The 12,206-nt window shown below is 71.1% G+C and carries 10 protein-coding genes and 1 pseudogene; 8 read left to right on the top strand and 3 right to left on the bottom strand.

Annotation, left to right across the window (positions count from 1 at the left end):
• Positions 1-27: 27 nt before the first annotated feature.
• From AC3EUJ_RS06120 to dnaE, 4 genes and pseudogenes are all read left to right on the top strand, one after another.
• Positions 28-834 carry a DsbA family protein gene (locus tag AC3EUJ_RS06120; protein ID WP_431959931.1) on the top strand — a complete coding sequence of 269 codons (807 nt, stop codon included), beginning with the start codon at positions 28-30 and terminating at the stop codon, positions 832-834.
• Positions 835-961: 127 nt separating this feature from the next.
• Positions 962-2,626 carry an alkaline phosphatase D family protein gene (locus tag AC3EUJ_RS06115; RefSeq protein WP_431959930.1) on the top strand — a complete coding sequence of 555 codons (1,665 nt, stop codon included), beginning with the start codon at positions 962-964 and terminating at the stop codon, positions 2,624-2,626.
• 228 nt (positions 2,627-2,854) lie between these two features.
• A pseudogene (locus AC3EUJ_RS06110) lies at positions 2,855-3,445 on the top strand (zinc metalloprotease); the annotation flags it as partial.
• 117 nt (positions 3,446-3,562) lie between these two features.
• Positions 3,563-7,141 (top strand): DNA polymerase III subunit alpha, encoded by a 3,579-nt coding sequence (gene dnaE, locus AC3EUJ_RS06105; protein WP_431959929.1) that lies wholly within the window; start codon positions 3,563-3,565, stop codon positions 7,139-7,141.
• Between the two features lie 93 nt (positions 7,142-7,234).
• Here the strand turns inward: dnaE and AC3EUJ_RS06100 are convergent, their stop codons facing one another.
• Positions 7,235-7,408, bottom strand: a complete 174-nt coding sequence (locus AC3EUJ_RS06100) for a hypothetical protein (protein WP_431959927.1) — start codon at positions 7,406-7,408, stop codon at positions 7,235-7,237.
• A gap of 204 nt (positions 7,409-7,612) precedes the next feature.
• On the opposite strand from AC3EUJ_RS06100, the gene AC3EUJ_RS06095 reads away from it, so the two are divergent.
• From AC3EUJ_RS06095 to AC3EUJ_RS06080, 4 genes are all read left to right on the top strand, one after another.
• Complete coding sequence (locus tag AC3EUJ_RS06095) at positions 7,613-8,860, top strand: NYN domain-containing protein (RefSeq protein WP_431959926.1); 1,248 nt, start codon at positions 7,613-7,615, stop codon at positions 8,858-8,860.
• Between the two features lie 61 nt (positions 8,861-8,921).
• The gene (locus AC3EUJ_RS06090; protein WP_431959925.1) at positions 8,922-9,935 is read left to right on the top strand and encodes an ABC transporter ATP-binding protein; all 1,014 of its coding nucleotides are present in this window, start codon (positions 8,922-8,924) and stop codon (positions 9,933-9,935) included.
• Between the two features lie 100 nt (positions 9,936-10,035).
• Positions 10,036-10,863: an ABC transporter permease gene (locus tag AC3EUJ_RS06085; protein WP_431959924.1), complete on the top strand. Its 828-nt coding sequence runs from the start codon at positions 10,036-10,038 to the stop codon at positions 10,861-10,863.
• 67 nt (positions 10,864-10,930) lie between these two features.
• On the top strand, positions 10,931-11,536 hold the full coding sequence (locus AC3EUJ_RS06080) for an ABC transporter permease (RefSeq protein ID WP_431959923.1): 606 nt from the start codon (positions 10,931-10,933) through the stop codon (positions 11,534-11,536).
• Positions 11,537-11,551: 15 nt separating this feature from the next.
• Here the strand turns inward: AC3EUJ_RS06080 and AC3EUJ_RS06075 are convergent, their stop codons facing one another.
• Both AC3EUJ_RS06075 and ybaK read right to left on the bottom strand, forming a co-directional pair.
• The gene (locus tag AC3EUJ_RS06075) at positions 11,552-11,626 is read right to left on the bottom strand and encodes a 50S ribosomal protein bL37 (protein ID WP_488180945.1); all 75 of its coding nucleotides are present in this window, start codon (positions 11,624-11,626) and stop codon (positions 11,552-11,554) included.
• 66 nt (positions 11,627-11,692) lie between these two features.
• Positions 11,693-12,193, bottom strand: a complete 501-nt coding sequence (gene ybaK / locus AC3EUJ_RS06070; RefSeq protein ID WP_431959922.1) for a Cys-tRNA(Pro) deacylase — start codon at positions 12,191-12,193, stop codon at positions 11,693-11,695.
• Positions 12,194-12,206: the final 13 nt, after the last annotated feature.

Below are 12,206 nucleotides of genomic sequence, written 5' to 3'. Positions count from 1 at the left end.
TACGTACGAGTCGGAGATCACATCATCATGAGCAAGCGGAACAGCCAGGCCGCCAAGAACGCCGCCCGCGAGCGGCTGCGCGCGGAGCGCGAGCGGCAGCAGAAGCGGGAGCGGCTGCGGCGGCAGTTCTTCGTCGTCGGCGGCGTGCTGGGCGTGCTGGCGCTCGGCGCCGGCATAGCCGTGGCCGTCGTCAAGATGAACGCGCCGGGCTATTGGGAGAAGGCCGCGGAGAAGCCGCTGGTGAAGCCCGCCAACTCCTCGGGCAAGGACGGCACGTCGATCGTCATCGGCGACGAGAACGCCAAGCACACGCTGAAGGTGTACGAGGACCTGCGCTGCCCGGTGTGCGCGCAGTTCGAGCAGACCTCGGGCGAGACCGTCCAGAAGGACGCCAAGGACGGCAAGTACAAGATCTCCTACACCATGGGCGCCTTCCTCGACAACAGCCTCGGCCAGGGCCAGGGCTCGAAGAAGGCGCTGAGTGCGCTGGGCGCCGCCCTGAACGTCAGCAAGGAGGCGTTCGTCGACTACCACACGCTGCTGTACTCCAAGGACGTCCACCCCGAGGAGACCAAGGACGACTTCGGCAGCGCCGACAAGCTGATCGAACTGGCGCAGAAGGTCGACGCGCTCAAGGGCAACAAGACCTTCGAGAACGCGGTCCGCAACGGCACCTACGACAAGTGGGCGCTGACCATGGACAAGCAGTTCAGCGCCGACGGTGTCAACGCGACGCCGACCGTGAAGCTCGACGACAAGCCCATCGAGAGCGTGCAGGCGATGACCCCCGATCAGTACACGGCCGCGGTCGACCAGATCATCGGCAAGGGCTAGCACCGGCTCGCGGGTCCGCCCGCCCTCCGGTCCCCGGCGACATGCCGGGGACCGGGGGGCGAAGTCGTCCTGAACTCTTGTGCATTCTGGTCCGGAAAGGGGTTACTGGCGCGTAATCTGACCGCCCGTGACCGAGACCTCTGCACCCTTACAGACCTCATCGAGAACACCGAGCCGCCGTTCGGTCGTCAAGGCCGGCGCCGTCGTGACCGGTGCCGCGCTGATACCGCTGGCCGCGGGCGCCGCCCCCGCCACCGCCGCCGTGGCCCCCTCCTTCCTGCACGGCGTCGCCTCCGGTGACCCGCTGCCGGACGGCGTGCTGCTGTGGACGCGGGTGACCCCCGTGCCGGAGGCCGTCCCGGGTTCCGGGCTGGGCCCGGCGACCGAGGTGAGCTGGACCGTCGCCAGGGACAAGGCGTTCACCTCCGTCGTGGCGACCGGCACGGCGGCCACCACCGCCGCCTTTGACCACACCGTCAAGGCCGACGTGCGCGGGCTGCAGCCCGCCACGGACTACTGGTACCGCTTCACCGCCGGCGGCGTGACCTCGCCGGCCGGCCGTACCCGCACCGCGCCCGCCGACAATGCCACCGCCGACCGGCTGCGCCTCGGCGTGGTCTCCTGCGCCAACTGGGAGGCCGGGTACTTCTCCTCGTACCGGCACCTGGCCGCCCGCGGCGACCTGGACGCCTGGCTGCACCTGGGCGACTACCTCTACGAGTACGCCACCGGTGGCTACGCGGCCCGCGGCACCGTCGTCCGCCCGCACGCGCCCGCCCACGAGATCGTCACGCTGGCCGACTACCGCACCCGGCACGGCCGCTACAAGACCGACGGCGACCTGCAGGCGCTGCACGCCGCGGCCCCGGTCGTGGCGATCTGGGACGACCACGAGTTCGCCAACGACGCCTGGTCCGGCGGCGCGGAGAACCACACCGAGGGCGCCGAGGGCGCCTGGACGGCCCGGGTGGCCGCCGCCAAGCAGGCCTACTTCGAGTGGATGCCGGTGCGCCCCTCGGTCGCCGGCACCACCTACCGCCGCCTGCGCTTCGGCAAGCTCGCCGACCTGTCCCTGCTCGACCTGCGCTCCTTCCGCTCCCAGCAGGCCTCGCTCGGCAGCGGCTCGGTGGACGACCCGGACCGTACGATCACCGGACGGGCCCAGCTGGACTGGCTGAAGACCGGCCTGAAGGCTTCGGACACCACCTGGCGGCTGATCGGCAACTCGGTGATGATCTCGCCGGTCGCCTTCGGAGCGCTGCCGGACCACCTGCTGGCCCCGCTGGCGAAGCTGCTCGGCCTGCCCGCCGAGGGCCTGGCGGTCAACGTCGACCAGTGGGACGGCTACACCGACGACCGCCGCGAGCTCCTCGCCCACCTGCGGGACAACGGCATCCGCAACACGGTCTTCCTGACCGGCGACATCCACATGGCGTGGGCGAACGACGTCCCGGTGAAGGCGGCTACCTACCCGCTGTCGGCCTCGGCCGCCACCGAGTTCGTGGTCACCTCGGTCACCTCCGACAACCTGGACGACATCCTCAAGGTCGCCCCGGACACCGTCTCCACGGTCGCCGAGGCCGCCGTGAAGGCCGCCAACCGCCATGTGAAGTGGCTGGACATGGACTCCCACGGCTACGGCGTGCTGGACATCACCGGCGAGCGGGCGCAGATGGACTACTACGCGCTCTCCGACCGTACCGACCCGAACGCCTCGTCGACCTGGGAGCGTTCGTACCGCACCCGGTCGGGCACGCAGAAGGTCGAGCGGGTCTACTCGCCGGTACGCTGAGCCTCCCGAACGGCGATTTCCGGCCACCCCCCTCGTCATGCGGGGAGCGGCCGTCGGGGGCGGGCGGTGGGGAGACCCTCGGGTCCGAATCCGGACACACCGCCCGCCCCGCGTTCCGGCGCCGTCGCGCCGGCCGCCGCGGACCCTCAAGGGCCCTTCGTTGTCCAGGGTCCGCCAATGAGCCGGAAGGAGGCTGCACCGGTTCTGGCATGGACACATAGCCTCCGGGCGGTGCTCAACGCCGCCTACGCCGGACAGTGCACCGGCAACGTCGACTCCGGCTTCCGGTTCTCGCTGGCGGCGACGGACTACACCGACAAGGCGGCCTGGTACGACCTGACCGAGGGCTCGTCGGCCGAGACCGCGATGGAGACCGCTCTCCGCAAGGGCGGCGCGAGCGCGCTCAACATCTACTCGGCCAACCTCCAGGAGGACCTGCTCGGCTGGGCCACCTTCCCGAGCTGGTACGCGGGCAACCCCGAGGACGACGGCGTCGTCATCCTCGACGCGTCCGTGCCCGGCGGTTCCGCCACCAACTACAACCAGGGCGACACCGCCACCCACGAGGTCGGGCACTGGATGGGCCTGTACCACACCTTCCAGGGCGGCTGCAGCGCCAACGGCGACTACGTCTCCGACACGCCCGCCGAGAAGACCGCCGCCGGCGCCTGCCCGACCGGCCGCGACACCTGCACGGCCAGTGGGGTGGACCCGATCCACAACTTCATGGACTACACCTACGACTCTTGCATGTACCAGTTCACCGCCGGCCAGGTGAGCCGCATGAAGAGCTCGTGGACCGCCTACCGGGCCGGCTGACGCCACCGTCCGCGGCCGGCCGGTCACGGGGCCGGCCGGCCGCGGCGGGACGTGCGGGAATGGCTTCGGCTGTCGGACCCCCGGCGTAGGATTCCCAACGCCGCCAGATGACGACCGATGCCGGAGGTGTCGCTTCCCGTGACCACGCCGTTCACCCACCTGCATGTCCACACCCAGTACTCCCTGCTCGACGGGGCGGCACGGCTCAAGGACATGTTCAAGGCCTGCGGTGAGATGGGCATGACGCACATCGCCATGACCGACCACGGCAACCTGCACGGGGCGTACGACTTCTTCCACCAGGCCAGGGGTGCCGGGATCACGCCGATCATCGGCATCGAGGCGTATGTGGCGCCGGAGTCCCGGCGCAACAAGCGGAAGATCCTCTGGGGCCAGCCGCACCAGAAGCGCGACGACGTCTCCGCCTCCGGTTCCTACCTGCACAAGACCATCTGGGCGGCGAACGCGACGGGACTGCACAACCTCTTCCGGCTCTCCTCCGACGCCTACGCCGAGGGCTGGCTGACCAAGTACCCGCGCATGGACAAGGAGACCATCGCGCAGTGGTCGGAGGGCCTGATGGCCTCCACCGGCTGCCCCTCGGGCGAGGTGCAGACCCGGCTCCGCCTCGGCCAGTTCGACGAGGCGCTGAAGGCCGCCGCCGAGTACCAGGAGATCTTCGGCAAGGAGCGGTACTTCCTGGAGCTGATGGACCACGGCATCGAGATCGAGCGCCGGGTCCGCGACGGGCTGCTGGAGATCGGCAAGAAGCTCGGCATCCCCCCGGTCGTCACCAACGACTCGCACTACACCTACGCGCACGAGGCCGAGGCCCACGACGCCCTGCTGTGCATCCAGACCGGTAAGAACGTCTCCGACCCGGACCGCTTCCGCTTCGACGGCACCGGCTACTACCTGAAGACGACGGACGAGATGTTCGCCGTCGACTCCTCCGACGCCTGGCAGGAGGGCTGCCGCAACACCACGCTGCTCGTCGCGCAGCAGGTGGACACCGACGGCATGTTCCAGGCGCGGAACCTGATGCCCCGCTTCGAGGTCCCCGAGGGCTACACCGAGGTCACCTGGTTCCGCGAGGAGACCATGCGCGGCATGCAGCGCCGCTACCCGGGGGGCATTCCGGACGACCGCATGAAGCAGGTCGAGTACGAGATGGACACCATCATCCAGATGGGGTTCCCGGGCTACTTCCTCGTCGTCGCCGACTTCATCATGTGGGCCAAGAACAACGGCATCGCCGTCGGCCCCGGCCGAGGCTCCGCGGCCGGCTCGATCGTCGCGTACGCCATGGGCATCACCGACCTCGACCCGATCGACCACGGCCTGATCTTCGAGCGCTTCCTCAACCCCGAGCGCATCTCCATGCCCGATGTCGACATCGACTTCGACGAGCGCCGGCGCGCCGAGGTGATCCGGTACGTCACCGAGAAGTACGGCGCCGACAAGGTCGCCATGATCGGCACCTACGGCACCATCAAGGCCAAGAACGCGATCAAGGACTCGGCCCGCGTCCTGGGCTACCCGTACGCGGTCGGCGACCGCCTCACCAAGGCGATGCCCGCCGACGTCCTCGGCAAGGGCATCCCGCTCTCCGGCATCACCGACCCCGCGCACCCGCGCTACAGCGAGGCCGGCGAGATCCGCTCGATGTACGAGAACGAGCCCGACGCGAAGAAGGTCATCGACCTCGCTCGCGGCGTGGAGGGCCTGGTCCGGCAGATGGGCGTGCACGCCGCCGGCGTGATCATGTCCAGCGAGCCGATCGTCGACCACGCCCCGGTCTGGGTGCGGCACTCCGACGGCGTCACCATCACGCAGTGGGACTACCCGAGCTGCGAGTCGCTCGGCCTGCTGAAGATGGACTTCCTGGGCCTGCGCAACCTCACGATCATGGACGACGCCGTCAAGCTCGTGAAGGCCAACAAGGGCGTCGACATCGAGCTGCTGGCCCTGCCCTTCGACGACCCCAAGACCTTCGACCTGCTCGCCCGCGGCGACACCCTCGGCGTCTTCCAGTTCGACGGCGGTCCCATGCGGTCCCTGCTGCGCATGATGAAGCCCGACAACTTCGAGGACATCTCCGCCGTCTCGGCCCTCTACCGGCCGGGCCCGATGGGCATGAACTCGCACATCAACTACGCCCTGCGCAAGAACAAGCAGCAGGAGATCACCCCGATCCACCCGGAGCTCGAGGCCCCCCTCAAGGAGGTCCTCGACGTCACCTACGGCCTGATCGTGTACCAGGAGCAGGTGCAGAAGGCCGCGCAGATCATCGCCGGTTACTCGCTCGGCGAGGCCGACATCCTCCGCCGCGTCATGGGCAAGAAGAAGCCCGAGGAGCTGGCGAAGAACTTCACCATCTTCCAGGAGGGCGCCCGGAAGAACGGCTACAGCGACGAATCGATCCAGGCGCTGTGGGACGTCCTGGTGCCGTTCGCCGGCTATGCCTTCAACAAGGCACACTCCGCCGCGTACGGCCTGGTCTCCTACTGGACGGCTTATCTCAAGGCCAACTACCCGGCCGAGTACATGGCGGCGCTGCTCACCTCCGTGCGCGACGACAAGGACAAGTCGGCGATCTACCTCAACGAGTGCCGCCGCATGGGCATCAAGGTGCTCCCGCCGAACGTGAACGAGTCGGACGCGAACTTCACCGCGCAGGGCGACGACGTCATCCTGTTCGGCCTCACCGCCGTCCGCAACGTCGGCCAGAACGTGGTGGACTCGATCATCCGCTGCCGCAAGGCCAAGGGGAAGTACACCTCCTTCCCCGACTTCCTCGACAAGGTCGAGGCCGTGGTCTGCAACAAGCGCACCGTCGAGTCGCTCATCAAGGCCGGCGCGTACGACGAGATGGGCCACACCCGCAAGGGCCTCACCGAGCACTACGAATCGATGATCGACAACGTGGTCGCGGTCAAGCGCAAGGAGGCCGAGGGGCAGTTCGACCTCTTCGGCGGGATGGGCGACGACACCGGGGGCGACGAGCCGGGCTTCGGCCTCGACGTCACCTTCTCCGACGTCGAGTGGGACAAGACCTACCTGCTCGCGCAGGAGCGCGAGATGCTCGGCCTGTACGTCTCCGACCACCCGCTCTTCGGCATCGAGCACGTCCTCAACGACAAGGCGGACGCCTCCGTCTCGGCGCTGGCCGGCGACTACGCCGACGGCTCGATCGTCACCATCGGCGGCATCATCTCCGGCCTGCAGCGCAAGATGACCAAGCAGGGCAACGCCTGGGCCATCGCCACCGTCGAGGATCTCGGCGGCTCCATCGACTGCATGTTCTTCCCGGCCACCTACCAGTTGGTCTCGACCCAGCTCGTCGAGGACGCCGTCGTCTTCGTCAAGGGGCGGCTCGACAAGCGCGAGGACGTCCCGCGCCTGGTGGCGATGGAGCTGATGGTCCCCGACCTCACGGACGCCGGGACCAACGCCCCGGTGACGATCTCCATTCCGACGGTGAAGGTGACCCCGCCGCTGGTCGCCCGCCTCGGCGAAGTACTCGCCAGCCACAAGGGGAGCACCGAGGTCCGGGTGCGGCTGCAGGGCGCCCGCAAGACGACGGTGCTGAGGCTCGACCGCCATCGCGTCACTCCCGACCCGGCGCTCTTCGGTGACCTCAAGGCCCTCCTGGGCCCCTCCTGCCTCGCCACCGCCCAGCAACAGGCGGGCTGATCACCCCTCGCGCGAGCGGGGACAACGTGCCGAGGGTGGCACCCCTTCCGGACGGGGTGCCACCCTCGATCATGAGCGACCGGCGCTCGCGCGCTAGTTGTGGCCGAACTTCTTCTGCCGCTTCTGCGACACGTGCGGTTCGGCGCCCGGGGCCGTCATCGCCATCTGCTCGCGTCCGCCTGCGCTCCTCGCGTGCTCTTCGGTGGTCGCGGCGCTGCGGTCGTGGTGCTGGCCGGTACGTTCGCCCCGGTTCTTGTTCTTGCCCACGATTCCTCCTTGGGGGAAATCTCGGATGATGGGCCGCACTCAGGCTTGCACGGGAGTACGAAGGTCGCATTTCGGGCAGTTGCAGGGTGGGGCGCGCCGATGATCGCGTAACCGGTCACAACGCCCCGGTGTTCGGGCAGACTCGGGGCAACAGTGTTACCGGGGGGTCGGACGGCAGGACTTTCGGAAAAGAGGGTGAGACCGATGGACCGCTGCGTCGTCCTCGTGGACGCCGGCTACCTGCTCGGAGCGGCCGCGAGCCTCCTCGCCGGAGAGCCCTCCCGGTCCCGGATCACCGTCGACCACGCCGCGATCGTCGCGGGTCTGCGGGAGCGTGCCGAGCAGGAGACGGGCCAGCCGCTGCTGCGGATCTACTGGTTCGACGGCGCCCCCGACCGTGTCCCCCAACCGGAGCACCGGAGGCTGCGCGTGATGCCCCGGGTGACGGTCCGCCTCGGCGCGCTGACCCGGACCGACGGACGCTGGGCGCAGAAGGGCGTCGACGCGGCCATGCACGCCGAGCTGTCCGAGCTGGCGCGCAACCGCGCCTGCTCCGACGTGGTCCTGGTCACCGGCGACGGCGACCTGCTGCCGGGCATGATGTCGGCGAAGGAGCACGGGGTCGCCGTCCACCTGTGGGCCGTGCAGGCCGCGGACGGCGACTTCAACCAGTCCGAGGATCTGGTCGCCGAGGCCGACGAACGGCGCGTCCTGGACCGGGAGTGGATCACCCGGGCCATCCAGGTGCGCGAGCCCGCAGGGGTCTGCGCGCCCCTCACCCCACGGCCCGAGATCGCCGCCATCCTCTCCGCGCCGCTGCCCGAGTCAGCCCAGGGGGCCGAGCCGCAGCCCGCCGCCGAGCAGCCCGTGGAGCCGGCCGCCGCCGCGCCCCAGGTCGTCACCGCGGACCGCAACGGCACCCGCCCAAGCCCCGGGGTACCCGCCGTGACGACCGGCAAGGGCATGGTGCCCACCCCCAAGGACGTCGCCGGCATCGTCCACCGCGGGCACTCCTCCCCGCACCCGGCCTCCCCGGCCGGCACCGGGGCCACCCTGCGCTGGTCCTCCGACCGGGGGCTGGTCGGCGGCGCCGAGGGCGCCGACGCCGCCCTGCCCACGCTGGCCCAGCTCACCAGCCCCGAACAGCGCTGGGCGGACCGCGAGGAGGACATCACCGCCATCAGCGGCGACCCGTACGAGGTCGGCCAGGTCTTCGCCCGCCGCTGGATCGGCCGGCTCACCGACACGTCCCACCTCCAGGTGCTCTCCGCCGAGTACCCGCGCGTCCCGCACCGCATCGACGGCGAGCTGCTGCGCTACGCCGCCCGGTTCGGGCTGCTGGCCCACAAGGACGACCAGATCGACGAGCACGACCGTTACGCCATCCGGGCGGGGTTCTGGCGCGAGATCGACGCCCGCGCGGTCGTCGCCCGAGCCTCTCCGGGGGAGTGAGCGCGCCCGGACCCGACCCTGCGGCATGTCCCGGCCGGGATGCAGCGTAGGCTCGATCCTCGTGAGTACGGGCACGGAACAGGGCGCCACCGCGCGGACGGCGGTGGTGGTGACCGTGCGCGGGCTGGTGAAGAGCTATCCGGCCGGGCGGGGTCGGCGTGGCGCCGCGAGTTCCCCGGTGCGCGCCAACGACGGCATCGACCTGGACATCCGCGGCGGTGAGATCTTCGGGCTGCTCGGCCCCAACGGCGCCGGGAAGACCACCCTCGTACGCCAGTTGACGGGGCTGCTGCGCCCCGACGCGGGCACCGTCCACCTGCTCGGGCACGACCTCGTCCGGCACCCGGAGCGCGCGGCGCGGCTGGTCGGCTACCTCGGGCAGGAGTCGAGCGCGCTGGACGAGCTGACCGTCGCCCTCGCCGCCGAGACCACCGGACGGTTGCGGGGCCTGGACGCGAGGGCCGCGCGCGCCGAGCGGGACGCCGTCCTGGAGGAACTGGACCTGACAGCCCTCGCCTCGCGGCCCCTGAAGAAGCTGTCGGGCGGGGAGCGGCGGCTCGCCTGCTTCGCCGCCGCCCTGGTGGGTGAGCGGCCGGTGCTCGTGCTGGACGAGCCGACCACCGGCATGGACCCGGTGGCCCGGCGCGCGGTGTGGTCCGCGGTCGACCGGCGGCGCGCCGAACACGGCACGACGGTCCTGCTGGTCACCCACAACGTGATCGAGGCGGAGACCGTGCTCGACCGGGTCGCGGTCATCGACGACGGCCGGGTCATCGCCTGCGACACCCCGGCCGGGCTCAAGGCGCTGGTCGCCGACGAGGTGCGGCTGGACCTGGTGTGGCGGGACGAGCCGCCGCTGGCCGTGCCCGCCGTGGCCGCCCTGCGCGATGGCGCCCGTGTCACCGGGCGGCGCTGGACGCTGCGGCTGCCGCAGCAGCGGGCCCGTGCGGTGGTCGCCGAGCTGACCGGCGGGCCGGCCTTCACCGCGCTCGACGATTTCACCCTGACGGCGCCGAGCCTGGAGGATGTCTACCTGGCGCTCGGCGGCCGCCGGAAGGGACTGGTCAAGGCGTGAACGGCGGCAAGGGCGAGAACGTGACCCTGGACGGGTACCGGTACGTGAACCGGAACGTGGACCTGTACGTGCGCGGCACCGCGCGGTGGGGCGGCGCGCAGTGACGATCCTCTCCGCGGGAGCGGACACCCGGACGGCGGCACCGGCGGCGCCCGCCGCCCCCTTGGACGCGGCGGCGGCGCTCGCCCCGCGCGCCCGGCTGCTGCCGGCGATGGCCGCGGTGTACCGGGCGCAGCTGTCCCGGGCGAAGGTCGCCCGGATCCCGCTGCTGTTCGTGGCGACCTTCCAGTCGTTCGGCATCATGATCATGATGCGTGGTGTCGTCGACGGCGGCCCGGCCGCGCGCGCGGTGGTCGCCGGGTCGAGCGTGCTGGTCGTCGCCTTCGTGGCGCTCAACCTGCTGGCCCAGTACTTCGGGCAGCTGCGCGCTTCCGGCGGGCTCGACCACTACGCCACCCTGCCGGTCCCCCCGGCCGCCGTGGTGCTCGGCGCGGCCGGCGCGTACGCCTCCTTCACCGTGCCGGGGACGCTCGTGACGGCGGGCATCGGCTGTGCGCTCTTCCAGCTGCCGTTCGCCCACCTGTGGATCCTTGCCGCGGTCATCCCTTTGGCGGGGGCCGCCCTGTCCGGGCTCGGCGCGGCGCTCGGGCTGCTCGCGCCGCGGCAGGAGCTGGCCACCCTCGCAGGTCAGCTCGGCATGTCCGCGGCGCTGCTGCTGGGCGTGCTGCCGGCCGGCAACCTCCCGGAGCCCATCGGCTACGTACGGGACCTGCTGCCCTCCACCTACGGCGTGGAGGCCTTCATCCGCAGCTTCGACGCCCGCCCCGACTGGCTGGCGATCACCGCCGACCTGTCGGTGTGCGCGGCCGTGGGGCTGGTGTCGCTGGCGGTGGCCACCTGGGCCTACCGTCGCGCGGCCTGCCGCTGACCCGCGGGTGTGGTGCCGGTGAGGTGCCGGTGACGCGAGCCACGGACGGACCTGGCACGATGGCAGGGTGACCGCACCCCTGACGCCCCATGATCAATGGCCGCCCGCGCCGCTGCCGCCGTTCCCGGAGCGGGACCGCATGGACCCCGTCCGGGAGCTCAAGAACGGTGTGCTGACCGCGGTTCTCGTGGCCGTGGCGGGAGTGGTCCTCGGTCTGCTGTGGCTGTGGCTCGCGCCGCGGATCCCGCTGGTGTCGGACGGCAAGGCGGTCTACCTCAAGGACACCGAGGGGGAGCAGGCGATCGGCGCCGACGGCACCTTCGTGCTGCTCGCGCTCGCCGTCGGGGTGCTGACCGGGGCCGTCGTCTTCTGGCGGAACCGGCGCGGGGGAGTCGGTGTCGTTCTCGGCATGGCCGTGGGCGCCGTACTGGGCTCCGTGCTGGCCTGGCGGCTGGGCACCTGGCTCGGCCCCACCAGCGACCTGATCGCGCACGCCAGGGCGGTCGGCGCGAAGAAGGTGTTCGACGGCCCCTTGGAACTGCAGGCCAAGGGCGCGCTCCTGGCCTGGCCCGTAGGGGCCGTCCTCACCCATCTGCTGCTCACCACGGGCTTCGGCCCGCGCGACGAGCAGCCCCCCGCGGTGCACTGGAACCCGCCGCCCCCGGGCGTCTGACCCGGGGCCCGGGAGTCACGCCGGGCGCCTGCCGTGGTTGGCGTTGCGCTTCTTGATCCGCCACTTGCGCTTGCGGGTGCGCTTGGACATCGGACCTCCCCTGAACCGGCTGGGTCTGCGGGCAGAGTGCGCCCGTACGGCCCCGCCGTCCAGGGGTCAGGCGCGTCCGATCGGAGCGACCACCGCGTCCGTGAGCCGCACCAGGTCCTGCGGCGCCAGCTCGACCTCCAGGCCGCGCTTGCCCGCGGAGACGAAGACCGTGGGGTGTTCCAGCACGGAGGCGTCCACGACGGTGCGCAGCCGCTTGCGCTGCCCCAGCGGGGAGATGCCGCCCCTGACGTAGCCGGTGGTCCGCTCGGCGGCGGCCGGGTCCGCCATGCCGGCGCGCTTCCCTCCGGCCGCGGAGGCCAGCGCTTTGAGGTCCAGCGAGCCCGCCACGGGGACGACGGCGACGGTCAGCGCCCCGTCCACCTCGGCGACGAGGGTCTTGAACACCCGGTCGGGGGAGGTGCCCAGCGCCTGCGCCGCCTCCTCCCCGTAGCCGAGCTCCGAGGCGGGGTCGTGGGCGTAGGCGTGCACGGTGAAGGCGGCGCCCGCCTTCTCCAGGGCGACGGTGGCGGGCGTGCCGCCGGATGGTGACTGCTTCTTCTTGGCCATGTCGCTGTGAGAA

This window comes from Actinacidiphila sp. bgisy160, assembly GCF_057707815.1.
This window is presented reverse-complemented; position numbering and strand designations above follow the sequence as displayed.

What these genes read in the sequence shown, in the direction of transcription:
- AC3EUJ_RS06120 (WP_431959931.1), top strand. Translation starts at nt 28, where the DNA reads ATGAGCAAGCGGAACAGCCAGGCCGCCAAGAACGCCGCCCGCGAGCGG.
- dnaE (WP_431959929.1), top strand. Translation starts at nt 3,563, where the DNA reads ATGCCGGAGGTGTCGCTTCCCGTGACCACGCCGTTCACCCACCTGCAT.
- AC3EUJ_RS06095 (WP_431959926.1), top strand. Translation starts at nt 7,613, where the DNA reads ATGGACCGCTGCGTCGTCCTCGTGGACGCCGGCTACCTGCTCGGAGCG.
- ybaK (WP_431959922.1), bottom strand. Translation starts at nt 12,193, where the DNA reads ATGGCCAAGAAGAAGCAGTCACCATCCGGCGGCACGCCCGCCACCGTC.